This window comes from Lentilactobacillus sp. SPB1-3 (assembly GCF_026913205.2).
Lineage (GTDB): Bacteria > Bacillota > Bacilli > Lactobacillales > Lactobacillaceae > Lentilactobacillus > Lentilactobacillus terminaliae.
This window is the reverse complement of the sequence record NZ_CP168151.1, coordinates 1,332,982-1,358,586: the sequence shown is the minus strand read 5'-3', so window position 1 is coordinate 1,358,586 and position 25,605 is coordinate 1,332,982. Positions and strand designations below refer to the sequence as shown.

Annotated in this window: 36 protein-coding genes and 1 other RNA gene; 23 read left to right on the top strand and 14 right to left on the bottom strand. The window is 36.1% G+C overall.

What is annotated here, in order from left to right; translation table 11 throughout:
- Nucleotides 1-6: 6 nt before the first annotated feature.
- From O0236_RS06980 to O0236_RS06970, 3 genes are all read left to right on the top strand, one after another.
- A complete protein-coding gene (locus tag O0236_RS06980; RefSeq protein ID WP_268913948.1) occupies nucleotides 7-594 on the top strand; it encodes a TetR/AcrR family transcriptional regulator in 588 nt (195 codons plus the stop codon).
- 115 nt (nucleotides 595-709) lie between these two features.
- Entirely contained in the window at nucleotides 710-3,346 is a 2,637-nt protein-coding gene (locus O0236_RS06975) for an efflux RND transporter permease subunit (RefSeq protein ID WP_268913949.1), read from the top strand.
- A 102-nt stretch (nucleotides 3,347-3,448) separates the two neighbouring features.
- The gene (locus O0236_RS06970) at nucleotides 3,449-4,678 is read left to right on the top strand and encodes a low temperature requirement protein A (protein ID WP_372791151.1); all 1,230 of its coding nucleotides are present in this window, start codon (nucleotides 3,449-3,451) and stop codon (nucleotides 4,676-4,678) included.
- 50 nt (nucleotides 4,679-4,728) lie between these two features.
- On the opposite strand, the gene O0236_RS06965 is transcribed toward O0236_RS06970, so the two are convergent.
- The gene (locus O0236_RS06965) at nucleotides 4,729-6,261 is read right to left on the bottom strand and encodes a YfcC family protein (protein ID WP_268913951.1); all 1,533 of its coding nucleotides are present in this window, start codon (nucleotides 6,259-6,261) and stop codon (nucleotides 4,729-4,731) included.
- Between the two features lie 250 nt (nucleotides 6,262-6,511).
- On the opposite strand from O0236_RS06965, the gene O0236_RS06960 reads away from it, so the two are divergent.
- Nucleotides 6,512-7,003 carry a L,D-transpeptidase gene (locus O0236_RS06960; protein ID WP_268913958.1) on the top strand — a complete coding sequence of 164 codons (492 nt, stop codon included), beginning with the start codon at nucleotides 6,512-6,514 and terminating at the stop codon, nucleotides 7,001-7,003.
- 42 nt (nucleotides 7,004-7,045) lie between these two features.
- Here the strand turns inward: O0236_RS06960 and O0236_RS06955 are convergent, their stop codons facing one another.
- Nucleotides 7,046-7,546 carry a GNAT family N-acetyltransferase gene (locus O0236_RS06955; RefSeq protein ID WP_268913952.1) on the bottom strand — a complete coding sequence of 167 codons (501 nt, stop codon included), beginning with the start codon at nucleotides 7,544-7,546 and terminating at the stop codon, nucleotides 7,046-7,048.
- 177 nt (nucleotides 7,547-7,723) lie between these two features.
- Between O0236_RS06955 and O0236_RS06950 the strand changes: the two genes are divergently transcribed.
- A complete protein-coding gene (locus tag O0236_RS06950) occupies nucleotides 7,724-8,119 on the top strand; it encodes an iron-sulfur cluster biosynthesis family protein (protein ID WP_268913953.1) in 396 nt (131 codons plus the stop codon).
- A gap of 44 nt (nucleotides 8,120-8,163) precedes the next feature.
- On the opposite strand, the gene O0236_RS06945 is transcribed toward O0236_RS06950, so the two are convergent.
- Nucleotides 8,164-9,363, bottom strand: coding sequence for a DNA/RNA non-specific endonuclease (locus O0236_RS06945; RefSeq protein WP_372791802.1), 1,200 nt, complete (start codon nucleotides 9,361-9,363; stop codon nucleotides 8,164-8,166).
- Between the two features lie 265 nt (nucleotides 9,364-9,628).
- Here O0236_RS06945 and O0236_RS06940 point away from each other — a divergent pair, with 265 nt between their 5' ends.
- The 5 genes from O0236_RS06940 to ssrA all read left to right on the top strand — a co-directional run bounded on the left by O0236_RS06940 (nucleotide 9,629) and on the right by ssrA (nucleotide 13,498).
- A complete protein-coding gene (locus O0236_RS06940; RefSeq protein WP_268913954.1) occupies nucleotides 9,629-10,999 on the top strand; it encodes an FAD-dependent oxidoreductase in 1,371 nt (456 codons plus the stop codon).
- 204 nt (nucleotides 11,000-11,203) lie between these two features.
- A complete protein-coding gene (gene rsgA, locus O0236_RS06935) occupies nucleotides 11,204-12,217 on the top strand; it encodes a ribosome small subunit-dependent GTPase A (RefSeq protein ID WP_268913955.1) in 1,014 nt (337 codons plus the stop codon).
- A 167-nt stretch (nucleotides 12,218-12,384) separates the two neighbouring features.
- Entirely contained in the window at nucleotides 12,385-12,648 is a 264-nt protein-coding gene (locus tag O0236_RS06930) for an AbrB/MazE/SpoVT family DNA-binding domain-containing protein (protein WP_268913956.1), read from the top strand.
- 41 nt (nucleotides 12,649-12,689) lie between these two features.
- Nucleotides 12,690-13,058 carry a type II toxin-antitoxin system PemK/MazF family toxin gene (locus O0236_RS06925; RefSeq protein WP_268913957.1) on the top strand — a complete coding sequence of 123 codons (369 nt, stop codon included), beginning with the start codon at nucleotides 12,690-12,692 and terminating at the stop codon, nucleotides 13,056-13,058.
- Nucleotides 13,059-13,129: 71 nt separating this feature from the next.
- Nucleotides 13,130-13,498: a transfer-messenger RNA gene (ssrA, locus tag O0236_RS06920) on the top strand.
- A 171-nt stretch (nucleotides 13,499-13,669) separates the two neighbouring features.
- Here the strand turns inward: ssrA and O0236_RS06915 are convergent.
- The 8 genes from O0236_RS06915 to O0236_RS06880 all read right to left on the bottom strand — a co-directional run bounded on the left by O0236_RS06915 (nucleotide 13,670) and on the right by O0236_RS06880 (nucleotide 19,267).
- Complete coding sequence (locus tag O0236_RS06915; protein ID WP_268914187.1) at nucleotides 13,670-14,797, bottom strand: site-specific integrase; 1,128 nt, start codon at nucleotides 14,795-14,797, stop codon at nucleotides 13,670-13,672.
- A 145-nt stretch (nucleotides 14,798-14,942) separates the two neighbouring features.
- Nucleotides 14,943-15,362, bottom strand: a complete 420-nt coding sequence (locus O0236_RS06910) for a hypothetical protein (RefSeq protein ID WP_372791145.1) — start codon at nucleotides 15,360-15,362, stop codon at nucleotides 14,943-14,945.
- A 63-nt stretch (nucleotides 15,363-15,425) separates the two neighbouring features.
- A complete protein-coding gene (locus O0236_RS06905) occupies nucleotides 15,426-15,773 on the bottom strand; it encodes a complement inhibitor SCIN family protein (RefSeq protein WP_372791143.1) in 348 nt (115 codons plus the stop codon).
- Between the two features lie 256 nt (nucleotides 15,774-16,029).
- Nucleotides 16,030-16,869, bottom strand: a complete 840-nt coding sequence (locus O0236_RS06900; RefSeq protein ID WP_268914173.1) for a hypothetical protein — start codon at nucleotides 16,867-16,869, stop codon at nucleotides 16,030-16,032.
- Between the two features lie 75 nt (nucleotides 16,870-16,944).
- Nucleotides 16,945-17,844: a hypothetical protein gene (locus O0236_RS06895; RefSeq protein WP_268914172.1), complete on the bottom strand. Its 900-nt coding sequence runs from the start codon at nucleotides 17,842-17,844 to the stop codon at nucleotides 16,945-16,947.
- Between the two features lie 110 nt (nucleotides 17,845-17,954).
- Entirely contained in the window at nucleotides 17,955-18,329 is a 375-nt protein-coding gene (locus tag O0236_RS06890) for a transporter (RefSeq protein WP_268914171.1), read from the bottom strand.
- 136 nt (nucleotides 18,330-18,465) lie between these two features.
- Entirely contained in the window at nucleotides 18,466-18,879 is a 414-nt protein-coding gene (locus O0236_RS06885; protein ID WP_268914170.1) for an ImmA/IrrE family metallo-endopeptidase, read from the bottom strand.
- The gene (locus O0236_RS06880) at nucleotides 18,869-19,267 is read right to left on the bottom strand and encodes a helix-turn-helix domain-containing protein (RefSeq protein ID WP_268914169.1); all 399 of its coding nucleotides are present in this window, start codon (nucleotides 19,265-19,267) and stop codon (nucleotides 18,869-18,871) included. The genes O0236_RS06885 and O0236_RS06880 overlap by 11 nt, the downstream gene beginning before the upstream one ends.
- A 140-nt stretch (nucleotides 19,268-19,407) precedes the next feature.
- On the opposite strand from O0236_RS06880, the gene O0236_RS06875 reads away from it, so the two are divergent.
- Nucleotides 19,408-19,653, top strand: coding sequence for a helix-turn-helix domain-containing protein (locus O0236_RS06875; protein ID WP_268914168.1), 246 nt, complete (start codon nucleotides 19,408-19,410; stop codon nucleotides 19,651-19,653).
- A gap of 15 nt (nucleotides 19,654-19,668) precedes the next feature.
- Nucleotides 19,669-19,809: a hypothetical protein gene (locus O0236_RS06870; RefSeq protein WP_268914167.1), complete on the top strand. Its 141-nt coding sequence runs from the start codon at nucleotides 19,669-19,671 to the stop codon at nucleotides 19,807-19,809.
- Here O0236_RS06870 and O0236_RS06865 read toward each other — a convergent pair.
- From O0236_RS06865 to O0236_RS06855, 3 genes are all read right to left on the bottom strand, one after another.
- Nucleotides 19,792-20,103, bottom strand: coding sequence for a hypothetical protein (locus tag O0236_RS06865; RefSeq protein WP_268914166.1), 312 nt, complete (start codon nucleotides 20,101-20,103; stop codon nucleotides 19,792-19,794). The two genes, O0236_RS06870 and O0236_RS06865, sit on opposite strands and share 18 nt — an antisense overlap.
- A 147-nt stretch (nucleotides 20,104-20,250) precedes the next feature.
- Nucleotides 20,251-20,739: a hypothetical protein gene (locus tag O0236_RS06860; protein ID WP_372791138.1), complete on the bottom strand. Its 489-nt coding sequence runs from the start codon at nucleotides 20,737-20,739 to the stop codon at nucleotides 20,251-20,253.
- On the bottom strand, nucleotides 20,739-20,975 hold the full coding sequence (locus O0236_RS06855; protein ID WP_372791136.1) for a helix-turn-helix domain-containing protein: 237 nt from the start codon (nucleotides 20,973-20,975) through the stop codon (nucleotides 20,739-20,741). The genes O0236_RS06860 and O0236_RS06855 overlap by 1 nt, the downstream gene beginning before the upstream one ends.
- 156 nt (nucleotides 20,976-21,131) lie before the next feature.
- Between O0236_RS06855 and O0236_RS06850 the strand changes: the two genes are divergently transcribed.
- From O0236_RS06850 to O0236_RS06800, 11 genes are all read left to right on the top strand, one after another.
- Nucleotides 21,132-21,329 (top strand): helix-turn-helix transcriptional regulator, encoded by a 198-nt coding sequence (locus tag O0236_RS06850; RefSeq protein ID WP_268914044.1) that lies wholly within the window; start codon nucleotides 21,132-21,134, stop codon nucleotides 21,327-21,329.
- A complete protein-coding gene (locus O0236_RS06845; RefSeq protein ID WP_268914047.1) occupies nucleotides 21,329-22,042 on the top strand; it encodes an antA/AntB antirepressor family protein in 714 nt (237 codons plus the stop codon). Before O0236_RS06850 ends, O0236_RS06845 begins: the two co-directional genes overlap by 1 nt.
- On the top strand, nucleotides 22,042-22,332 hold the full coding sequence (locus O0236_RS06840) for a hypothetical protein (protein ID WP_268914049.1): 291 nt from the start codon (nucleotides 22,042-22,044) through the stop codon (nucleotides 22,330-22,332). The genes O0236_RS06845 and O0236_RS06840 overlap by 1 nt, the downstream gene beginning before the upstream one ends.
- A gap of 28 nt (nucleotides 22,333-22,360) precedes the next feature.
- Complete coding sequence (locus O0236_RS06835; RefSeq protein ID WP_268914051.1) at nucleotides 22,361-22,513, top strand: hypothetical protein; 153 nt, start codon at nucleotides 22,361-22,363, stop codon at nucleotides 22,511-22,513.
- 62 nt (nucleotides 22,514-22,575) lie between these two features.
- Nucleotides 22,576-23,088, top strand: coding sequence for a hypothetical protein (locus O0236_RS06830; protein ID WP_268914053.1), 513 nt, complete (start codon nucleotides 22,576-22,578; stop codon nucleotides 23,086-23,088).
- 3 nt (nucleotides 23,089-23,091) lie between these two features.
- Entirely contained in the window at nucleotides 23,092-23,421 is a 330-nt protein-coding gene (locus O0236_RS06825) for a DUF771 domain-containing protein (RefSeq protein ID WP_268914055.1), read from the top strand.
- A gap of 11 nt (nucleotides 23,422-23,432) precedes the next feature.
- Entirely contained in the window at nucleotides 23,433-23,606 is a 174-nt protein-coding gene (locus O0236_RS06820; protein ID WP_268914057.1) for a hypothetical protein, read from the top strand.
- Complete coding sequence (locus O0236_RS06815; RefSeq protein ID WP_268914058.1) at nucleotides 23,578-23,748, top strand: hypothetical protein; 171 nt, start codon at nucleotides 23,578-23,580, stop codon at nucleotides 23,746-23,748. The genes O0236_RS06820 and O0236_RS06815 overlap by 29 nt, the downstream gene beginning before the upstream one ends.
- Nucleotides 23,749-24,008: 260 nt before the next feature.
- Complete coding sequence (locus tag O0236_RS06810) at nucleotides 24,009-24,494, top strand: siphovirus Gp157 family protein (protein ID WP_268914059.1); 486 nt, start codon at nucleotides 24,009-24,011, stop codon at nucleotides 24,492-24,494.
- A gap of 11 nt (nucleotides 24,495-24,505) precedes the next feature.
- Nucleotides 24,506-25,210 (top strand): DUF1071 domain-containing protein, encoded by a 705-nt coding sequence (locus O0236_RS06805; protein ID WP_268914060.1) that lies wholly within the window; start codon nucleotides 24,506-24,508, stop codon nucleotides 25,208-25,210.
- The gene (locus O0236_RS06800; protein WP_268914061.1) at nucleotides 25,210-25,569 is read left to right on the top strand and encodes a single-stranded DNA-binding protein; all 360 of its coding nucleotides are present in this window, start codon (nucleotides 25,210-25,212) and stop codon (nucleotides 25,567-25,569) included. The genes O0236_RS06805 and O0236_RS06800 overlap by 1 nt, the downstream gene beginning before the upstream one ends.
- The last annotated feature ends 36 nt before the right edge of the window (nucleotides 25,570-25,605 follow it).

The following is a 25,605-nucleotide window of genomic DNA, read 5'->3' as shown; positions in this document are numbered from 1 at the left end:
ATTTATATGATGGGTAGTTTATATGAGGTTAAACGAACTCAACGCGATTTAATTGATAGTTTGAGTCATTTATTGAAAAAAATGTCATTTGAAAAAATTACCATTGATGATATCTGTGAAGATGCCATGGTTCATAGAAGCACTTTTTATCGATATTATCACAATAAGTATGAACTTCTGCAAAATGCTCTTGAATACATTGTTGGTCTCTACTTTCACGAAAATGGCGAACCGACATCAGATGTTCAAGTGATTAAATACCTAATCAAGATTGTGGCATCTGATGCACAATTATTTAGAAACATAACCATTAACAATGAATTTTTTGATTCCTACAGTCAATTGGTCAAGATTGTCAGTGATATTATCGTCGAGGGGTTATTAGCACCCACTAGCGGTCCAAATAATCGTGATTTGAGCAATTTTCCTATGTTTAATAATATTGCCAAGTCTAAGAATGTTTCTTTATCTGTCCGGATATTCAGTGGCGCATTATTAACGGTTTTCATAGAATGGTTGAAGACTCCGGATGCATCAGAAGAAACTTTGAATGAAATGATTGACGATTTAATATGCGATTTCCAAGTGGCATAATTAAAAATGAGACAAATTCAGACATTTGTCGCAAAATGATATAAACAGTTCATTTTAATTCTTATAATCACTTTTTTACTGTTATATACTTACAATTCGTAAATACAGTAAGGGAGTGATTTTTTTGCAGAAATTTTTCAGTAAGATCGGGCAGGCCATTCACGACCACGCATTGTTAAGTATCATCGTCACATTGATACTAACGGTGTTGATTGGATTAGGCTTGCCACAAATTAAAATGGACATGAGTAATGCTATGTTCGTCAATAAGAATTCGTCATTATATAAAAATACTAATGAGTACCAAAAACATTTTGGCGGACAAACATTTGTCATTTCCGTTAAAAACAAATCCGGTGATGTAGTTAATTCTGATACATTTAAGAAACTTAATGGTTTCACCGAACAAATTGATAAGAACAACTCGATTCATTCAACCACAAGTATTGTGAACATTTTGAATGAACAGTTGGATAAGGCCAAAACTACAAAAGGTTCTGGAAGTGGTTTTGGGACTAATAATCCAAAATTGCAAAAAGCAATTAATGAACAAATGACTGCTAAGCAGCAAAAACAATTACAAGCTGATATTCAAAAGTCATTTACCAGTTCACAAAAACAAAAGATTCAACAATACACTCAAGGTATTTTGACCACTCAGCAAAAGATGGCCGCTCAACAAGCAATGCAGGCTGCAGTTGCTAAGGGCGCCAATCCTGCGCAACTTCAGGCAAATCCTGACACAATGATGCAAGCTATTAAAATGAGTAAGCGTCAAACTGCTCAAATTCAAGCTTATTCAATGAGCATTTTAACCCAAAAGCAGAAAACTATGATGGCAGCCGAAACATTGAAGATGTTGCCTAAAGTTCAGAATATGGACAACAACTTGATCCATCAATTTATTTACAGTAACGATGGTAAAGTTTCTAAAAGCATGAATCAGATTTTACCTAAGAATGGTAAATATGCACTGGTAACTGTCACTATGGCTGCTGGTGGTTCAATGAATTCACAAAAAGCGATGTATAAGAAAATCAACACTGCTTTAAAAGACAATCATCTCAAATCTGACGGTATTAAGACCAGAATTGGTGGTATGCCAGCCGTTAGTGGAACTGTCGGTGATGAAATGACTCACAGTATGATGATTATGCTCGTGTTGGCAGTTGTCTTAATGATTGTTATTCTAGCGTTGATTTTCCCAGTTCGCCGTCGTTTGCTTCCATTGATCTTCGTGTTACCAGGATTAATTTGGACATTTGGTATCATGGGATGGGCTCATATTAGTTTAACCATGGCCACCATGGCTACCTTACCGATTATCATTGGTCTTGGAACGGACTTTGGAGTTCAATTCTTAAATCGTTATGAAGAAGAATTCCGTAGAGATCATGATGTCATGTGGGCCACGACTGAAACGATTACCCATACTGGTCCAGCAGTCGGAACCGCAGTTACAGTTATGATCTTTAGTTTCTTAACTATGTATATTGCTAAGGCTCCAATGATGCACTACTTTGGATTAACTTTAGCTATTGGTGTTGCTGCTTGTTATATCGTGGAGCTTGTCTTCATGTTTAGTGTATTAGCACTTCGTGATCGCAAGGCTGACGTAAGTAAGTTAAGCAAAATTAAAACTGAAAACTCATGGTTATCAAAAGCACTTTCAAAATATGCAACTTGGGTTGCTCATCATGCAGTTATCGTTTTACTTGTTGGTATTGTTTTAGGTGGCATCGGTTTCTTCTATGAGAGTTCGATTCCTGTTGAAACCAACATGATGAAGATGATTCCACAAAGCATGCCAGCCGTAAAAGATACAGATGCAGTTCAAAAGGTTGCTGGATCAACCACTAACTTAACTTATTTGGTTAAAAGTGATCATAAATTAACTACCGCTGATGTTAAATATCTTGATAGCTTTGGTCGCAAAGAAGCCAATAAGTATCACCATATTCAATCAGTTACTAGTTTAGCGACAACCTTAAAAGATACTAGTGGTAATTCAACATTACCAACCAATAATGCAGCGGTTAATACCGGTATTAAGAATATGCCAAAAGTAATGAAGGACACATTAATCACTAATGACCAAAAGTACACTTCCATTGCATTCAAGATTGATCCTGGTTTAGGTTCTAATGAGTCATATGATTTGATGAAAGATATTAATCACGACATTAAAAATGAACCTAAAGGAATCAAAATTGTCACAGCTGGAGACCAATCAATGGCATTACAAGGTGTTAAAAATATGACGGCTAACCATGGACTGATCATAATTGCTGGATTAGCAATTATCTTTATCGTCTTGCTATTGGTTTATCGAAATATTCGGGATGCATTCTATCCATTGATGCCAATTGTTATCGTGCTTGGTCTGTCACCATTGACCCTTAAACTAATGAACACTAGTTATAATCCAGTTACTATTGCACTAAGTTCATTAGTGTTAGGAATCGGAACTGAGTTCACAATTCTAATTCTTGAGCGATTTATGGAAGAAGAAAAGAAGAATGGTGATACATTAACAGCCATTCAAACTGCTATCGGTTCGGTTGGCCAAGCCATAACGGTTTCTGGATTAACTGTTATTGGTGGCTTCTCCACATTAATGTTCATTTCTTTCCCAGTATTACGTTCATTTGGTTTAATTACTGTGTTAGATACTGCCTACTCATTAATCTGTGCCTTAACCATATTGCCTGCGATGATGTATTTGTTTAGATCTCGCAAAAAGAATAAGTAGAATGTTGTTTAAATTGAATGGTGTTTCTCAAAACACTAATTAAAAAATACTGTTGATAAATTAATTAATATTTATCAACAGTATTTTTTTGATGGTTTAATTGTGTTTGAAGCATGGAGAATTGTCTACTTTGGGAAAGTTTATTATATAATCAAGGTAATTAAATTAATTGAGGGACTGATATTCTTGAATCGTTTCCAACAATGGTGGGGGACACCACTTAAATTAGTTAATAGAGTAGTTAATCGAAAAATATCGTGGTTGGAATTGTTTTCAGATTTGGCTTATGTTGTGATGCTACATACTTTGATCACCAGTTTTTTAAGGGCAGAACACCATTACAGTGTGTGGTATTTCATTTTGTTCTTTCTGTTAACATTTTATATTTGGACTGATTTTACATTATTCTTTGATCTTCACGGAAGTCATAGTGCAAGAACGACGATTATTACGTTAATTCAAATGATCAGTGTTTTAGCAATTTCTACCAGATTTCCGTTAATCTTTGCTGGACAACTGAGGTCATTTATTTATATATATATTTTTGTTCAGGTTGTAATGATCTATCTTTGGACATTAGTGTTAAGAATTGATCCAGAGCATTGGGAGTCCGCCAGACTTTACCTGATTTGTGCTTGGTTGGCTCTCTTCATGTTGATAGGATGCTTGTTTTTTGGTCATCAAGCGCAAATTACATTGCTAGTATTAGTGACAATTATTAAATACTCTGTGATGTTGTTTAATAGTCCGTTCATGAATAATGAAATGAAACGGCGCAAAATAGAAATCGAAGAGTCGGAAGCCATTGAGGAACGTTACGGTGAATTTGCGATGATTGTTCTGGGTGAAGCTACGGCAATTGCTACCGAATATTTGACTGGTAAATCTGATTTAACTCACATCGTCGTTTTTATATTGGTGGTCTTAAATGTGATTGGAATTTGGTGGATATACTATGCGTTCATGGATAGTATCGTTCTTCGACCTAGCCATTATATCTGGGTAGAAATTCTTCACTCTTTTCATGAGTTACTAATCACAGTTTTGGCACTGATGGCATTGTTTCTATATGAAGTTTTAGAAGATCCAAGTGAGTTAACTTTAATCCTGTATATATTGAGTTTGCTGGCATCGATCGTGGTTATTTTTTGTATAAAAATCTATGCTCGCAGAGAGGGCAAAGTCTCATTGATGTTGGCTTTTATAATGGGTATTACGGTATTTATCATTGGCAGGTATTTATCAGAAATATCTATTTTGACGATTATTAACGTATTTTTAGCTTTAATAATCTTCATTGAGGAACGACGTCAAGTATTGGAAAGTCAGTAATTAAAAGGGATACAAACCATATGGTTTGTATCCCTTTATTATTTAGAAAATTAATAAATCAATACTTCAGCAACTAACAGGCCACCTCCAAAAATTAAAACGAAAGCCACAACTGGCCAGACGAATCTAAGCCAGTGGGAGTAGCGCATGTTAAGCATCTGCAGGGTGGCCATTACCAATCCTGTTGGGGCTAAGAATAACATCGCATATTGGCCAAATTGATAGGCAGTCACAACTGCGAAACGAGGAATGTGCACCGTATCTGCCAAGGGTGCCATGATTGGCATCGAAAGTACGGCCAATCCAGATGAAGACGGAACGATGAATCCAAGAAAGAAGAAAATAATTAACATCACTAAGATAAACACTGGACCGCTCATTTGCGATACCAGATTTGAAGAATAATTTAAAATCGTGTCTGAAATCATTCCTTCGTTCAAGACAATGTTGATTCCTCTAGCCAAGCCAATGATTAAGGATACACCGACTAAACTTGAAGCTCCATTAACGAATGCATCAACGACTCCTTTTTCACCAAGTCCATTTTGACCAGTAGCTGTGATGATCATAATAATAATTGCAAAGGTCAAGAATGAGGATGCCATGGTAGGGAACCACCATCCTTGGGTCATAACTCCCCAAACCATGATAGGAAATGTAATGACGAAGAGGACTAGAATTAATTTTTTACGAATGGTAAAACTGTTGTTGTTTTTGGAACTGCCTGAACTAACTGACCACATCTTATCAAAGGCTTCATGATCATCATATGAGTAGGAAAAAGCAGGATCAGCCTTAACTTTCTTGCTGTACCAGTAAAGATAACCGATAACGAAGACGGCTGCTACTGCACAACCGAAAATCCGAAAACCAATTCCTTGGGTGAAATCGATTCCGGCAGAGTTGGAAGCAATCACAACAGAGAAAGGATTAATGGTCGAAAAACAGGTTCCGACCGAACTGGCCAAGAATATCGCTCCGACAGAGACAATTGAATCATAGCCCATCGCAATAAATACCGGAACTAAAATTGGGTAAAAGGCGACGGCTTCCTCTTCAATTCCACAAAGAGTTCCACCCAAAACCATTAAAATTGCGACAAAGAAAATTAGCATAAATTCATGACCCTTGGTCTTTTTAGTCAGCGCCATTAAACCAGATTCAAATGCACCACTGGCTTTGACGACCCCAATCAAACCTCCAAGAACTAAGATAAAGACCATAATGTCAACTGCTTCGATCGTTCCACGAACCATATCGTTAGTGATGGCTCCTGGACCGGCTGGATGTTGCTTCAATCGTTGGTATGTATTAGGAATCGAAACGGCTTGATTAATGCCACCAGAAGTAAATTGTTTAATATCGATCTTAACGCCTAATTTATCCAATTCTTTTTGAGTTGCAGAAACGTGTTCCACTTTCCCAGATGGATTAGTAATTTGTAATTGCGAATTACTATAAGCTAATTTGGAGTAACTACCGGCTGGAATTACCCAGGTAGCAGCGACGGCAACAATGGTTAAAATAAATAAGATTACGAATGCCCCTGGCATTCGTAATTTAAAACGATGCTTAGTTTTCATGTAAAACTCCCCCTAAATTTAAAACTATGTGATAAATTGTTTTCAATCCTAGTGTACAATTTTAAGCAAAAGCTATCAACACAATATTGTAAACGTTTTCAGAATTGTCGAAAACTGGCATTGAAAATGATAAATATTTATCAAGTTGCTTTCATTTCCAGACGTTGTAGAATTAAATGAGTAGGAGGAGAGAATTTTGAAACGAAATATAATTAAACTGGCATTACTTTCAATGACTGTATTTTCTTTTATGGGATTATCCGGTATGAAAGATGCTCAAGCAGCAAGTGCTCAGACTACGACACCCACATGGATGCAACCATCTCAAAAAATTGCTTATCCTAAATGGTCAAACATGACTAATCCATGGGTGTACGTCAGCACTAAAAATCAAAAAGTCTACATTCATGGTAATAACAAGGTGATGTACACTATGTACTGCTCAACGGGAACCAAATCATCACCAACCCCTAAGGGAACTTACCACATTCAACGCGAAAGGGGATTATCATTTTATAATCCATTTTCAAAAGAAGGGGCTAACTACTGGGTATCATGGAAGGGCCATGGCGTCTATTTATTCCATTCAGTACCAGTAGATAGAAATGGTAAATACATACCTTCTGAAGCCAAATTGCTTGGTAAGAAGCCTCATTCTCACGGTTGTATCCGCTTATCAGTTGCAGATGCAAAGTGGATGTATCAAACCATTCCTTATGGTACGAAGATTGTTATTAAATAAAAAATGGAATTAATTTCAGTATGAAATTAATTCCATTTTTGTTTACCGATTTAGTTTTAATTCATACAGAATTTCGTCATGGATTTCTAAAGCGTTATCGGCAATTATGGGAATATCTGGTTTGATTTTTCGAGCTTCATCTACCGCACCTTCGATAACATCAATTGCTGAAAAGCCAAGATATTCATAAAGCTGCTGTGCTTGAACGTTGTCATTAGTTGTGATGATGTTAATCGTGTCTAGATGATGATCTTTAGCAATCAATTTGACTTGATCTAACAAACTGGTTCCGATACCTGTTTCATCACTAAAACTGTTCAACGAAACGATTTCCACTAAATCTGGTTTAATTTCATAAGTTACGATGCCTACGATGTCGTCGCCTTCATGAGCAACCAATCCATCAAGTTTATTAATGTTATAAACACCTGAAGAAAGAATCATTTCATCTGATCCCCACAGCGATTCAAATAAATCAACTATCAATGGGCGAACCTCATTAATATCGGTAAACGATAATGTCGACTTAGTATTTTCAGTCATTATAATCAACCCATTTCTTTTTATGTTTTAGTATATTAAACCCTGTTATCATCACTGATGCAACCAATTGACCTTGAAGCTAATCGATCCGTGGTTTGCATTCCAAACTGAGCTGATGTAAACTAAATTGTGCACAATTGATATGTGCCGAACGAGAGAGAAAGGGGATCATTTTTTATGAAGTTATTTGTAAAAGACGCTGCCGCTAAAGTTTTATCTGAAAGAGCTGCTGGATATCCAATCCTTAATTTGATTTTGGATGACGGCTCAAATAAGTATTCTAATCTTGGAGGAAGTTGCGCCATTGGAGATAGTTTTCAAATTGTCGCATCTTCTGAGACTGATGAAGATTTCAGTAATTTACTTGAAAGCAACACAGATTTCATTTTCTTTAGTTCTAAAGATGAGCTGACTTTTTGGAAAAACGGCTTAACTTTAGACTACAAGGGAAGCAATTTTGTTTTAAAAGATGATACTGGAATCCTTGATAGCGCAGTTCGATTCTCGATTGCTAATGAACAAAAACCATTGAGTAAGCAAGAAATGGTTAAAATGAGTCAAATGATCTGCTAACAATAAAAAAGCTTACTTCGACAAAAACGGAGTAAGCTTTTTTGCTATGGTCGAGCATATTCATTTCCGCGAGCTGCACGCTGACCGCCGGCAGCTTGAGCTTGAGAAATGCTCAGATAACGGTAATTGTTCGGATTAGTTACGCGAGAATAAAATTTGTTTGAATCAGATAAAAATACCATGTTGGTGGCTGCCACTGACCATTGACCTTGTTTTGTGATTGATGAGTTCGATTGGTTAATGGATGACGGGGCAGTAGTATGAGTTGGACTGGTTGATCTGTGTGTTTGTGTTCTGTAATTGTTTGATGAGCTGACAATTGGTTTGGCATTGTTGCTACCAGTATTGTAATTGATCTTAATACCTTCAACTGAATTTATTACTACGACTTCTGTATTGATTTTATTATCAGAAGAATGGATGTCTACGATAGAGCCTCTAGGAATGGTTTCGTTGCCTACATATACAGGTGTCGTTTCATAATCAATAGTGTTGTTCGTCTGGGGATGACTCTTCCAATAATTCTCGGCTGTTTCTTCTGCAAATCTCATACCACCATTTTGATTAGCCCCGGTGTTTTGCGGTCTGGTTCCAGTGGTGAAGTTGTATTCAGAAGTGTATGACTTGCTTCCTAATAAGCTGTCAGCGATGGAGTGACTACGATTATAAAGGTACCCATGATAAGTTCGACCTGTTAGATGAAAGTAAATGGCGACTTTAGGATTAGGAGTGGGCCATGCGGGCGGATCAAGTGGACTACCTTGGCGGGATCCTTCAGAAGATTGATATTCTGAATATGTTAAGACTGCGCGAGCGGTAGCAGATCGGCCTTGACTATCACTAGTGAAACGATAACCACCAGCGTGTAAGTTACTAAATCCACTTAATCTGGCTTTACCGTTTTGCCAATAATAATTACCAGTGGGACCCGCAGATTCACTATTCGTATAATTAACAAGTTTAGTTAAAATTATTTTTCGCTGCGAATTAATTTTAGTGCTAGCAGGTGTATGTCTTTGCTTAACTGATTTGGTTACTTTAGCCTTTTTATGTGAATTGCTAGTGTTCTCTTTGGAAACTGACTCAGTTCTTGTTGTTGAGTCAGAAGTGCTTGTGGCATCACTGCTCGATCCACAAGCAGTCAATAAACCACCAATCATCAGGATGGTAACCAGTAACGTCGTCATTCTGGTCAATTTTAAATGATGCTTATTGTCTTTTATGTACAAATTATTTTCCTCCATCAAATTATTATTTGTTTTTTCTAATGTGAAACCAGTGTTAACGGCCATATACCATTTTAAACTGCCTTTTACCAATCTCAAAGATTTTTTTAGATAATAAAACATGAAAATTCGTAACAAACTTCTATAATGGAATTGAAGGGGTCTGGACGAATTTGAAGCAAAAAATTTCTGTCCGCCTTGACTCTTGCTTAGAACAATTCTAAGATAGTAATTGTTATAGAGTTTGCTCTTTACATTTATTAATATTTAGGAGGAGTTTCATATGCCAAAAACTAAAGTTGTTGTAGTAGGTGCTTCACACGGAGGTCATCAGGCGATACTAGAATTACTTCACCGATACGATAATCTTGATATTACAATGTTTGAAGCAGGTGACTTTGTTTCATTCATGTCTTGTGGAATGGAACTATACTTAGAAAACAGTGTTACGGACGTTAATGATGTTCGTAACTTTGAACCTAAGCAATTTACTGATCAAGGTGTTCATGTCTTAAACAATCACGAAGTTACCAAGATTAATGCTGATAAAAAGACTGTCACAGTTAAGGACGCTAAGAGTGGGGAACTTGCCGACTACGATTACGACAAATTGATCTTAAGTTCAGGTGTTACACCTAATAATTTACCAATTCCAGGAACTGATTTAGAAAACGTTGCATTGATGCGTGGTTATGATTGGGCAACCACAATTAAGAGCAAGTTGGAAGATAGCAGCGTTAAAAATATCACAATTATCGGGGCTGGATACATTGGTATCGAAGCTGCTGAAGCTAGCCGTAAAGCAGGCAAAAATGTGACATTGCTAGACATGCTAGATCGTCCACTAGGTGCTTATCTTGATTCTGAAATGACTGATATCTTGAATAAACACTTGGAAGATAAAGGTATCAACGTCGTTATGGGTGCTACTATCAAGTCATTTGATGGAGATGGTGCAGTTAAGGCTGTTACTACTGATAAAGGTACATTTGATTCAGACTTCGTCATCCAAGCTGCTGGGGTTAAACCTAATACTGATTGGTTGAAGGGAATCGTTAATCTAACTGATCGTGGTTTTATTGAAACTAACGAATACTTACAAACTAACTTACCAGATGTATATGCTGTTGGGGATGCAACATTGACCTACTCAATTGCTGCTCAAGCTAAGATGCCAATAGCTTTGGCTACTGTTGCTCGTCGTCAAGCTCGTTATGTCACTCAACACTTATTTGAAAAACAACCATCTGTTCCATTCAAGGGATTAGTTGGTTCTAGTGCACTTAGCGTCTTTGATTACCATTTTGCAACTAGTGGTTTGAACGAAGCTTCTGCTAAGCGTAATGGCGTGACAGTTGCTTCTAGCTTCTATGAAGACACATTGCGCCCAAGTTATGTTCCTGAAGGCGAAGATAATCCAAAAGTTTATGTTAAAATTTTGTTCGATCCACAAACTCACCGACTTTTAGGTGGCGGCGTGCTATCGACTTATGATATTACAGCTGAAGGAAACGTTTTGGCCTTAGCTATTCAAAATGAAATGAAGGTTGAAGATCTTGCTGAAGCTGACTTCTTCTTCCAACCTGGTTTTGACCGTCAATGGAGTTTGATGAACTTAGCTGCTCAACATGCTTTAGGCGAATCTAAGTTTTAATTTATAAATAATGAAAACACCTCAGAGATGAGGTGTTTTTTATCTGTTGATGCGAATAAGTAGTAATTGTAACCATTGATTTGTTACAATTACCGTAGATTAGATAAAGGAGATTTGTATGAATAAATTAAATAATAAGGGCATTGTGCTAGCTTAGAGGCTAGCAGGCAGCCTCCCAATTTAAAAAAATTTAGGAGGAACACAATGCGTACAGAAAATAAATATCAAGTAAGTTTACAGGCTCAGGACAATTATAAAGTAATTGATGATCAAAATAATGAATTTGTGGCTAAACTCACTGGGCAACTTATGAATGACGGTAAACGTCCAGTAGTCGGCGATGAAATAATTGGTGAATCTCAGACCGATTTTGTCATAATCAAGGATGTTTTACCGAGAAAAAGTGTGTTGAAACGCCAAAATGAAGGCTCACATCAACGCGAGCAAATCATCGCAGCAAATTTGGATTATGTATTTATTACTATGTCTGTCAACCAAGATTTTAACTTGGCTAGACTTGACCGCTATACAACGTTGGTTTGGGATAGCGGGGCAAATCCAGTCATAGTATTAACTAAAACAGATTTAATTAGTGATGAACAACTTGCAGATTATAAAGCTGAGATTGAAGTCAATGCTTATGGGATTCCAATCGTTACTACTAATAAGGATGAACTTTCATCTCTTGAACAGTTTGGTCAGTATCTCACTCCTGGAATCAACGTGGCATTCATCGGATCTTCAGGTGTAGGTAAGTCAACTTTGATTAATCGGCTGATGAATCAAGTCGTCGAAAAGACTAAAGATATTCGTGAGGACGATGGCAAAGGTCGTCATACTACGACTACTAGTAGGATGCATTTACTGATTAATGGAGCTCGCCTTATAGATACTCCCGGAATCAGAACCGTTGGAATAGTTGGTGTCAGTCAGTCCGCTGCTGAACAAACTTTTAGTGATATTGTTGAGTTAGCTAAAGAATGTAAATTTAGTGATTGTCAGCATGAGTCAGAACCTGGTTGTGCCGTTAAACGAGCAGTCGCAACTGGTGAATTGTCAGCTGATAGGTTAGCAAGTTATCAGAAGCTTCAACATGAACTGCAATATTCTGGAATGTCTGGTCGGCAAATTGAACAGGCTAAGACTGAGCGAATGTTTAAATCAGTTGGTGGTATGAAAGGGTTCAAAAAGAATGTTAAGAAGATAGCAAAAAAGTAATTTAATATGAAAAAAGAACTGGTCTGTTTGTTTAACAGATCAGTTTTATTTTTTAGATTCTTTGGCTAATTATGTAAGCACATTTACAAGACAAGTTAATTGTATGGCGGATATACATGGTGTATACTTTCGGCGTAAAACGAAATTAGGTGATTGGAGGGGTTAACATGGTTAGAAAAACCGTTGATAGATGGGGTAATTCTCAGGGTGTTAGATTGCCAAAAAATTTGTTACAACAAATTGGTTTGGACGATCCAGTTGGCGAAGAAATTGAAATTGATGTTAGAAATAATGAAATTGTTATTAGGAAAGCTGATAATCGCTCACCTTTGGATAAGAGATTTGACGGTTTTGATGTTGAACAATACTTCAATGGCCAAGAAACTAGAGAAATTGATTTAGGTGATGCAATTGGCAGAGAAGAGCTTTAAGCAATTCTATTGCAATAGTTATTCTGAATGGGGGATTTTAAATGGCTGAGTCTAAAGGAGATATTCATCATGCTCAGGGATGGGATGAAATTAAGCAGGGATCAATCTGTTGGTCTGACTTAAATCCAACTTTGGGTCATGAACAGCATGGCAGACGGCCGGTGTTAGTCGTATCAAATGCTGAATATTATAAGTACACTAAAATGGTTAAGATCGTCGCCATTTCTTCTTCAGAACGGCAAGCTAGTTTTCCGTTAAATGTTCCTTTAACAGGGACTAAAACTAAGGGATTTATTCTTACGGATCAAGAGCGGGCAATTGATCCAGAGAATAGGAATATTGAGTTAATTGAACAAGCTCCAGCTGAGATTCTAAGTCACGTGTTGGAGTTGATTGAGGAAACTTATTGATGCCGTTCCTAAAAAACGTTGTGCTTTCCTAAAGTTGGCTAATATGATAAAGTATTAGTGCAGTATTTTTCGGGGTCGTTAAGGATTCGACGGGTATAGGTCGAGCCTGGATTGCGCTTCGTGCGGCGTCACGTTAATCCGTCCAGTTTAAATTATAACTGCAAAAAATAATAACAATTCTTACGCTTTAGCTGCCTAATAAGCGCTTAACGTAGATCCTCCTAACTTCGTCCACGGGTTAGATCTGGGTCCTAAATTTAGTGGACTCACGCTATTCGCTCCCACCTGAAGTAGATAGAAGAGATTAATCAGGTTAGTCATTGATGGGTGCCTTGATTTGCGGCGTTTTCAATGGCGAATTTTAAATAGTAGATCTATGAGCGTAGATATCTAGGTGCCGATATGCTCGGACGCGGGTTCGACTCCCGCCGACTCCAGTTTTGAATATACTAGAACCAATAAGAAAAAGCTCAAAGCCTATCAAACCAAGGTTTTGAGCTTTTTTGTTGTTTTTAAAAGGGACTAGAAAGTATAAGAAAGTAATATCGAGTTGCACAAAAGTTGCACATTTTCGATTTGTGCAACTTTTTTGTGCAACTCGATAAATTGTGTCACATTTCTCTCACTGATAAATTGTCGCCTTTTATGTTATCAAGGATTGATTCAATTTGATTATCAGCTTGAGTTTTATACTCATCGATCAAATAAGAATAAATTCGGCTGGTGGTGGACACGTCAGCATGACCTAATCGTTTTGCGATCACATACAAATCAACGTGATTAGCAAGTAGGTAGGCAACATGAGTATGCCGCAACGAATGAAAGTGAAAACCAGTTCTTTGAATATCATTTTTCTTCATTAAATTACGCAATGCTTTATTCACAGCGCCAGAACTGGGTATATTACCGGTATTATTGGCAAACACTTGTTGATTGTCGCTAGGGTTGTGTGCTTCTTTCAACTGTTTTAGTTCATTTAGCAGTGTATTGTTTACACGAATAACTCTCACTGATGATTCATTCTTGGTGCTAATAAACTTGCCAGATTCGCTATTCCATGATTGTTTAACAGAGATTGTCTTAAAATTCCAATTGATAGCACCCCATTGTAATGCTTGGATTTCACCTAATCGCATACCTGTGTATACAGCAGTTAGAATCATATAATTAGATGTGTACTTATAGTCAGGATGCGTGATGATATATGAAACTAAGTCAGTCATTTCATTAATATTCAAGTATTCAATTTTTTGCGTGCGAGTTTTATCAAAGACTAACTTAACACCGACTGTAAAATCTTTCTTTAAATCATTTTCATAAACAGCACTTTGGACACAGGCTTTGATTAAACTATTCATCTTAAAAATAGTTGACTTAGCATGACTATTCCCGAAATCATTAATAAATTCTTGGTATCTTTTACGAGTCATATCACTTATAAAAATATTTGAAAAATACCGTTGTAACACTTTATGAAAGTGGCTATAAGTCTGATAGGTTCTTGGACCGACTGATGGTTCTTTATATAGTTTAAACCAGTGCCAAAAATACTCCGGAAAATCTGTCTTGCCATTAATTAAGTTACCGTTATTAACATCAATCTCTAGTTGATTACCATATAATTCAGCTTCTCGTTTTGTGTTGAATCCGCCTTTGGATTTAAATTTCTTATTACCCGCAGCATCTTTATAAGCAATCCGTACTTGCCATTTTTTACCGCGTTTGGTTATGGATGCCATAGTTATATCTCCTTTTGTCAAATTCAAGTATTGCATTTTACTTTTATGGGGCACGTATGTTCTTTTGAACTTAAAAATAAAACCCCAAATAGGGGTCAATACTCATCGATGGAATCGAACCATCGTGAATACCATTCTATTAATATTATTTTTGTTTTAACATGTTCATTAGCTTTTTAACATTGCCTTGGATAATAAAATCATTTCTAGAGTTGTCGGATAGCAATATACGATTTTTAAGTAATTCTTGTTTATTAGGGATATTTCCTTGGAATGGTTTAGTTATCTTTTTATTAGAGTGTAAATTATACCGATACCATTGTCCGTCCCTAGTTATATAGACGTTGTTTTTATCTATATTCTGGTCATAGTAGTATGCGAATTTATGTCCATTTGGGTCATGGAGATTATCATCGGCAAAAATTTGTCCATTTATAGAATTAACCGTTGCTATTTCGTACCCCTGGGCGTTTTTGGTGCTATAAGTTCCACACGCTGTTAATAAAGGTGTGATAATTAAGGTAAATGACAATAAAATTAAAATACTTTTCCAATGTTTTTTCATCGACTTCCTCCGCTTAAAATGTCCAGCTTTTAGCGTCATCAGTATTTGGACGAATCTAGAAAATTATCTGTAAAAGTGCAAGTGGGCTACATCATAAAGAACGGTCATATTGTGATGTCCTTTGTATTTGATTGTGATCCCGTTATATGCGTTTCCTTTAGGATTAGCAGTAAATGTATTGGTATTAATCCTAGTGTAATAAAGTTTATGCCAACGGCCATCATAAAAATTTGCATGGTACTTATAGCAATTGAGGTGATAATTGATTCCCCATTTATTTGCTTTCCATCTGTGTTGCATTCTAGCAGGTACAGCACTGCTAGCCTGTGTGTTTGTGGGAGTATTTGCTATTGCGGTGATTCCTAATAACATAGCAGCAACACCCGTTAATACATATTTACTTATCTTCATTTTTATCTCCCCAGAAATGTCGTCAGTTTTTGGACAATACTCATTATTTATTGACAAAAAGTCCATATTGTTCAATAATTTATTTTGAAGAAGATGGTGATGTTTATGAGACCTAAGCGAAGAAAAAACACTCTAAAGGAATATGATTACTTCGAAAGAAAAGTATCTGATAACATACATCGGGTCCATAAGAAGAGTCAACAATTACAAATGGAAAATGAACGACTAGAGAGTGCTGTTAGTAAAAGAATAAAATTTATTCAAAATAGATAGCGATTGGCTTTATTAGCCGATCGTCTTTTTTTATACCTGTAAAAGTTGATAGTATATTCACTGAAAGTCCTGGTAATAAATATTGCATGGCATCAGTTATATTATTTTCATCGGAATGCTGATAAGCGGCAGAATCATCGGACTCAATTATAGACTCGACTTCTCCGAGAACAGTTATTTTTCTAGTACTAAGAGCCAACATTTGCAATTGTGTCAGGTTCATTCTTAAATTTGACGTTTCAGCGAACACTAAAGAGCTTTTTAATTTGAACATAACTGTATCTGGAAATAATGAGTTTAAAAAGTCTGTTGATTTTTTAAAGCTGTCAAATCCTTCAACCCAGGAATCATCAAAATCGTCAGCCAATTTCATTAAATGGATCGCAGATTTATTTCTAGTTATTTCTGACAATGATTTGAAATCTAACAACGAGAAAGGCTGCTTTAACTTAACAATAGAACCTTCTGACTGTTTGGAAGTTACTTTTAACAATTCAGCGTCTTCAAGCTCTTTCTCTACTAAATCAACAGCGAAATCGTTGTATACTGTATCAATTGCTAATTGATTCATTTTCCCATTAGTTTCTGATCCTGTTTCCATAGCAGATCTGCCCATTGATGCCTTATTTGAATTTAATCCAGCACTTTCTTCGTGATGTTTTTGCTTAGTACTTGATTCCAATGTAGATGTTGTGGTTTGTTGAACGTTCTTTATTAGTTGAGGAATTCCATCTTCAAACTGAGCTAATAATGAATTCATCTCTACTGTATCCAAATAGATGTATTCCCTTGGACTTTTACCGTTATCTTTTAATTTACTCATTTAATATCTCCTTGCAAAATTTTTAATACTTCCCAGCGGAGTCGAATCGCTGCAAGAACCATAGAGAGTTAAAAATTATTGTTTCACCCAGTGCTTACCGTTGAAAATGTACATAATAGAGTCGTTAGATGAAAATGATTTAAACCAAAACCAATATGTTCCTTTGTAAACATGAGTACCATGTTGCAAAATTATATTTTTACTATTAGGACTGAAGTTAGAACTAAATCCAGTGCTATCTTTACTAGCATTATATGGTCTTAAGTCATGTAATTCATTGTCCATATAGAACATCTTGCCGTTAAACTTTACTTGGACTACGTCATCTTTTACATATTTTGCTGGCCACTTTACGTATACCTTAGTAGTGTGATTTTTTAATGTGTAATCTGGCTCATCGGTTCCATCTGCAGCAGCATCTTTAGAGTTATATAAATCGGCACTTTCAGAGCTTTGATCCAGATATGCACTACGCCAAGTATTATAGAAAAAGTCTGTAGAGTCGGCTGTTCTAAACTTGTATGCCTTACCTAACTTAGGATGTTTAGCAATTGATTTAGTTTTGTAATAGTATCCAACGTTGTAATCACCATATCCGGCGTATGACAATATTCTAATAGCGGTATGTCCCAAATGTTTAACACGTTTATAATATGGCCATTCATCTGACGCGTACTTTCCAATGTTATAGTATCCTTTTGAATTTCTATCTACGAACATTTGACTATGTCCCCGAGCATATCGGGGGAATTTGTTACCATGTAAGGTAATACTTCCATATCCCGTTGAATACGTCCTAAAAGTATATTTATTGGCAGTTATCGAACTATATCCACCATTGTATGAATACCAGTGTCCTCTTAATGAAGTAGGTACAGTTGTATATGTTTTTGCTTCTGCAGGCTTGTTATTAGCAATAGTAAGACCACTAACAAGTGCAATAGCGCCAACGATTATTGATTTAAATATTTTCATAATTTATCTCCCCAGATATGTACAGCTTTTATAGTCTTCAGTATTTGGACGTTAATCCCGCACGTGGAATTGAACCATGTTTTAGTCGCCAGACGCGGGTAATAATTATGTTAATGTACTACTGGATTATTTGATTCGTTGTTATTTTTTACAGGATGTTGCATGAAACTAAATACACTAGCGATGATAAGCAAAACGATAGCTGGAAATGCTGCCCAAGCTCCAAACAGATAAACTACATTACCGATAATTCCTAGAATAGGGCCAACGATAGAAATGTTTACTTTATGGCTACGAATCAATGAAATAATATTTAGTGCTAAACCAATTAAAGCCATAATAAGTAAAAAGTTAGCCATATTGTCGGCCTGGTTACCACCGCCATCACTGAAAGCAGCTCCGATAATTAAAAACCATGAAAAGAAAAATAGGATTACATTGATGATGTCATCAATAGCGGTCCACATATTCAATTTTAATTTCAAAATAAATTCCTCCCAATATACAGCTTTTAACGAGGATCAGTAATATTGCTCGTAAATATAATTAATCGGATATAGTATATTAATTCACATGTTTAATTAAATAAAAAACCGAATTAACGGTCTGTGTTATTGATGTTTATAAACTTGGATATCCATATTCATGAACTAGATCCATCCAATTATCGGGAATATGACCATTTTCTTCTACATATAGTTGTCCTAGTAGACTAACTGCAAATTTATCAGCCTGTACTTCATAGTGTGTTTTAGCGAAGTCATTTGATACATAGTAGGCCTGCATATTGGCATGCTCGATTGCATGACCCAATTCATGAGCGCATACAAAGTAGCGTTGATTAGACTCCTTTAAACTTTCTGCCAATAAAATAATAGGGCGCCCAAAGAAGTTAATGGTATCGCCTAATGGCTTTTTTGAAAAAGGACGGTATTGAACATCAATATTCAACTTCTCAGCAATAGTGAACGGGTCGAAAGTACCGTAACGTTGACCGAGAAAACTAATTAATTTTTTAAGTTGTCTATCGTTCATTCTTTCGTTTATCCTTTTCCAGTTCTTCCCAAAACACTTGGGTGATGATTTGATCCACACGTTCACGCTGTTCTTTGGTCAAATCCATACCTTTATAAGTCATTTTCCCGTTTTCGGCTAAGAAGTTATGTAGATCATTAATATCTTTATCTGTTGCCCAACTAGGTGTGGATGGGTCATATGAATTAATATCATTTTTACTTAATTCATCAATACTTACGTTAAATACTCTACTAAAGTTGGCTAAATCTTCTGCACTTGCAGATGTGTATCCTCGTTCGATGTTAGAAATCACTTGAGGCGTTAAATGAACTAAATCACCTAATTGTTTTTGAGTAAGGTGTTTATTTTTTCTTAATTGTTTTATTTTGTTTCCTAAATTATTCATGTTTAGTACCCCTTATGTATCTGTATTATAAACTAAACAACGGATTTCGTGATAAAAATAACGGAATTATGGAATTTTTTATTGACAATAACGTAATCCGTTAGTATACTTATATTTGTAATCAAGTAGGAGGTGATCGGTTGCAAGTTCAAAGAAATATCGCCAAGATTAGAGAAGCTAAAGGCGTTAAACAAAGTGCAGTTGCTTCTTTTCTTGGTTACAATAGTCAAAAATATTATCGTATTGAGAAAATAAATAAGACAATATCTACTGATGATTTAAATAATATTGCCTTATTTTTAGGAGTAGATATTAATATTTTTTTCGATGACAAACTAACGGATTCCGTTATTGAAAATGTGGGTAAAGAGAAACAACCCAGCTAGAAGGGAGGTGAGGAAATGAAGAATAAAGGCATAGAGATAGAAGTTCCTAATTTAAGTAAATTAATACAGTTGCTTGAACAAGCCGACAAGCAAGCCAAACAACTGCAAAAATATCTTGATGAAATTAAAGAATTTGAATTAGTTATCAAATCCTAATTGACGGAAAACATATTCTTCAGTTCCAGTACCTTTAAAGTCTTCCCAGTTTTCGAAATCAGTATTTTCACTGATAAACACATTTAACTGATCTTCGTTAATTGAGTCAAAATCGTCTGTGTTAAATTTACCAGAATCGAGGAATTCATAGACGTTATCGAACTTATTGTTTGTGTGTTCAAGCATAAATTCGGAAGGAAAAATAACTTCAAATGGAACGTCTTGCTTTCCGTTTCTTTCCATATCTTTCATCTTGTCGATCATACCAGACAACCGATCAAAATCATCAACCATTGTTATCACCTCCTTCGAGATTAATTATCTCATAAGGAGGAACGAATATTAAGGTTTCAAAGAACGAAAGGAGATAGCCAGTGAAGGATATTATAAATCAGCTAAGTTCTTTTGCAGATCCCGGTTTATATGGTTGGTATTTTGCTTTCATATTGATTCTAATACATGCTTACGTGCCGAAAACTTATGCAAAAGTTCTCCTGGCAGGTTTGGATATTTTAATTTTTTTGATAATTCTTCCGCTTCTTTGAGAAGGACATCAACAAGTTTTTCAAAACTTGCATTATATACAAATTCCGCTTCAACATATTCGCTACTATTTTTTCCGTACTTTTGGGAATATTCAAAATTAAAATTATATCTTTGAAAATCCAAGTAGGAATTCATCATGTTAATACCCATCATAGAAACGTTTTTATCCAAGATAGGTAACAGCTTTTCTTTATTTTTCAAATAAAGTCGCGTGTATTCATCTTTCCAAAAATATCTTCCGTTAATAAGAACCATCATAAATGGCAGGTACAGCTTCTCATATCTCTCTTTAGCAGCAGCTACACTTTGCCTTTGAGAAGCTTGGAGACGTCCAATCACATAGGTAGAAATAATGGTAACTGTAGGAACAATCCAAGCAGCCATTACTTTTCCACCTCGTTGTAGGGCGGGAAGTTCATTAATTCAATGAAAGACATGTCCAACCCAGCGGCAATTTTCCTGAGCGTTTTAACTTTTGGGCTTGCACTAGCCCCTCGAAAAATTGCGTTTACTGAGGATTGTTGCATGCCAGATAAAGTTGCAACCCTGTTAATGGTTAAGTTTCGTTCATTAATGATATCCATTAAACGGCTCGCAATTAATTCAGAATCAGTTTTCACCAGTGTTCACTCCTAACATTTTATTGCTAACACCAATTGTAACAACAAGACATGATGAAATTTAATTTATAGCAAAACTTTGTTGACATTCAGCAAAACTTTGTTATAATTAAATCATTCAGTTAGCAAAACTTTGCTAACAAAGGAGGTGATGTAATGTCTAACCGATTACGTTTTTACAGAGAAAAACAAAAGATGTCCCAAACGGATTTATCGCTAAAGAGTGACGTCAAGCAGACCACGATTAGTTCAATCGAAAGAGGTACTGTTCCAACACTAACGACGGCTCACAAGTTGGCTAAAGCTTTGGGAATTAAAACAGATGACCTATTAGCAGAAGAGGTGACTAAGTAATGGAATTAATCAAAGTTGATGTTAATGAAAATTATGAACAGGTCGTATCTGCTCGAGATTTATACAAAGGGTTGAAAGTAAAAACTAGATTTAGCCAGTGGGTAACACAAAACTTCTCTTCCTTTATTGAAGGCAATGATTTTGAGGGTGTAGTTGTAACTACGCCCTACAATCCTAACCATCCAAGCGGACAGCAACAGAATATTCAAGACTACGCTATTACCATTGATATGGCTAAAAACTTAGCACTCATGAGTAAAACTAAGATGGGAGCTAAATATAGAGCTTACTTTATTGAAGTTGAGCGTAAGTGGAATGATCCTGCCGAAGTGATTAAGCGAGGGTATGAGTATTTAAAAGATGAAAATTATGATTTAAAAGCAGAAAACCGTAAGTTAACTGCAAAAAATGAACTCATGTCTCCTAAAGCAGCGTATTTCGATGATTTGGTGGAAAGAAGTACATTAACTAACTTTAGAGACACTGCCAAAATGCTTGGGAAACGACAAAAAGAATTTATTAATTGGCTTTTGGACCATAAGTACATTTACCGAAACTCTCATCATGTGATTAAGCCTAGAGCAGCTTATGCAAACACTTATTTCACTATTAAGGATAATAAGCAAGGCTATCCGCAAACGCTTATAACTCCCGAAGGAAGAAGCGCATTTAACATAATACTTAATGGAGCAGTTAAAGAGGTGACTAAGTAATGACTAACGAAGAGCGGCTAGATAAGTTGGAGCAAGAAAACAAGGAACTTAAGGCTCAAATTGAACGGACAAAAAACGTTTCAGTTTGGCCAGGCCTTAAAGATGAAATCAGGATTTATTGCTTATCCAAAGATGATTCAGACATAAATAATGTCAAAGCTTACAGCCTACAAACAGCAATTTATACCATTATCAGATTCAGTTTAGGAATTTCTAATGTTTCATCAATTAACCAAAGCAACATTGATGATGCTCGCAAAGTATTTGAAGAGTTAAAAGGTGTTATTTAGTTGTCAAAGAACTAAAGGAGGTGATCGCATGACACGTAAAGAAATGATTAACTATTTAATTCGTCACACAAGTAATACGACAGATGATTTGAACTTGCTAAGTGACGAAGGGTTAAGCAGAGCTGTTCAAATTATTAATCAACAAATCGAGCAAGAATTAACGGAACTAACCTTTGCATAAATTAATTATGCGATTATAGCTCGACAAATAGAACTAAATATTTTGACGAAAGCGTGATTTAAATGCGGGAAAGAAAAGAAGCCAAACAATTAAGTTTGGCATTAGGAAGATTACCTAAGGGGGTGAATAAAGGCGATGTTGCTGAGAGTGTACCAGCTACTAGAGGAGCCTTATCAAGGTGGTCAAAAGGCGATCGCAAAATGAGCCATGATGTAATGCATCCTATCGCTAAATTATTAAAAGACGCATTCTTCACTTACTCGGCCTCAAGAGCTGATTACGGAACGTTATCTTTTAAAGATGACAAACGACATAAAGCGGATTTGTTTGCCAGTGTTATTGATCAACAGCAACAAGAAAGTGAACGAATTGCAAAGCAACAAATAGCTTATCAAAGCATGATTAAGTCGGATGGATATCGAACATCTAAAGATGAACAAATCATTGATAACTACTTTGACGAATACGCCGAAGAGATGTCAGCAGAACTTACTAACTTTTTTATCGAGTGCGATTACAACCGGCGAGACCCAATGAAGATTTTTGAAAAGGTTAACGACAAGATTGGAGGTTAACTTATGCCACAAGCTTTAAGTGCAAAGGTAACAATTCAAATACCTGATCAATATGTACTAGTTAATAAATCAGAGTATCAAGAGATGCAAGCTGACTCATTAGCCGGATTGCGATGGACAATGAATGACTTACGCAAGCATTTAGGAAACAAGAGTATTAGTTGGATTAAGCGAAATATCTTGTTCAATCCAAAGTTTAAAAAAGAACTTGACCAAATGGAACTTGATAAATATTTGCATAGATCAACTGGTAACGGTAATCCATGGTGGTTTAAAGCTAGAGAGTTTAACAAGTTTATCGATAAGCATTGGTCAGAAATTAATTGGGATTAGGAGGCATATGTATGATTAATAACTTCGATCAAAGAATCAGCGTCTTAAATCGTCGAATTTACCAAGCTAAACAAAATGGTGACGAAAAACAAATCGCTGGCTTACTGCAACTAAGAAATCAAGAAATCATTAAACACAATGAAAGGGAGCTATCGCATGTTAGACATCTTACAAGAGTTAATTAGTAAAGGCATTACATTCATCATCTATTTAGCAATCTTCGGTGGCATCACACTAGTCATTGAGCATCGTAAAGAATTGTTTGATTTTCCAAAGTTCAAAGACGTATGGGAGGAACTAACTAATGACTTTTTCGGAACAAAATAAGCATAAAAAAAGAGCTGAACAGCCGCCACTGTCCAACTCAACGAGTAAAAAACTTATCAAAACATCTTATGCCTTTGATTATATTCCCAAAAAACGCAGTTTTCAATGGTTAGGAGGCTTAATCCATGGACGAAGATAGATTCTATGACCGCTTAGCTGATGAGTATGAAGAGCCAAGCATGACAGCTGATGAGCGTGAAGAAAAGTACACAAAAGATTGTGAAGATTCATGGGACAACTAATTATCTGGAGGAATTAATATGCAAACCAGTTTATATGATTTAACTCAAGCGATTAACGATTTGAAAAGTAGAGACGATCTAGAACTTGAAATAATTAAGGATACTCTCGACAGTCTGCAAGATACCAGAGACCAGAAGCTAGATAACATTAGCAACTGGATAGATGACCTACAAAAGGATGTCGACTGGGATATCAAGAAAGCCAAAGAATACCAAGATGATAAAAAACATAAGCAAAACAAGATTGATAGTCTCAAACGTTATGTATCTGATGTGATGACTGACGCAGGTATTAGCAACCTACAGACCGATAATCACAAGTTAGGGTTCGGGCGTTTATCCTACCACGTTGAAGTACCTGATTTGACTAAACTACCAGTCGATTATATCAACTCAAAGACCGTATACACGGCCAATAAAGCCAAGATACAAGCTGACATTAAAGCGGGTAAAGAAATCACTGGTGCAAGCCTAGAAGGCAACCGCAAACTGAAAATCCTATAGGAGGTGTAGTTATGACCGAAGCAAAAAAGAAAGAAAGCTTGTTTGAACAATTAAGTAAAATCAACGTGTCAGACCATCTAGAAAATAAAGGCAACATGAATCTGAAGTATCTATCATGGGTCTGGGCATGGCAGAAAATTAAAGAAATAGATCCAGATGCTAAACGTGAGTATACCAAATTCAAAGAATATGACTTTAAAACTGGTCAATTAACTGGTCGTGATGTTGATTACTGCAAGACTGATACTGGAACATATGTAGAATGCACGCTGACAATTAAGGGTCAGTCTGAAACTGAAACGCTGTATGTAATGGATTTCAAAAACAAAGCAGTTCTTGAACCAACTCAAGACCAAATTAACAAGGCTAAGCAACGTTGCTTCGTTAAAGCTGCTGCCTTACATGGATTAGGACTTTATGTTTACGCCGGTGAAGATTTGCCTGAACGAGAACATAACCAAGCTAAACCAAAGCCACAGCCAACTTTAGCAAGTGATAAAGACAGGAATGAATTAATCAGTGAGATTAAATCACTATCGTTGCTAAACAACCAAGATAACAAAACTAATCTAAAACGACTAATGGATAACCTGAAAATTAAAAATTGGGAAAAGATGAGTGCTAGTCAAGCCGTAGATATGAAGAACTTAATCAAAGCAGAATCCACAAAGTTAATGGATACCAGTAACGCACTAGATTTAGAGGAGGTCAAATAATGCGACAGATAACAATTTCAGGAAACTTAGGGAGTGATCCCTTACTTAATACCACTAGTGGCACCCCAGTAGCAAACTTTAGCGTAGCTGTTCGCAAGAACCGTCCTGATAAAGGCACAAACAACTATGGTACCGATTGGTTCAGATGTTCCGTTTGGGGCAAGCGAGCAAATACCATTGAGCAGTTTTACAAGAAAGGCAGTCACGTAACAGTTACTGGTACTTTCGAGTTAACCGAGTATGAGGGCAAGCCACAGTTAAACATCAACGTTAATGACTTTGATTTACCTGATGCTAAGCCGGTGGTGAATCAAGCAGATGATGAGCTTGAAATTAGTGATGACGAATTACCCTTCTAATTATTAAACAAGTGGAGGTAGGTCGGAATTCTTAGG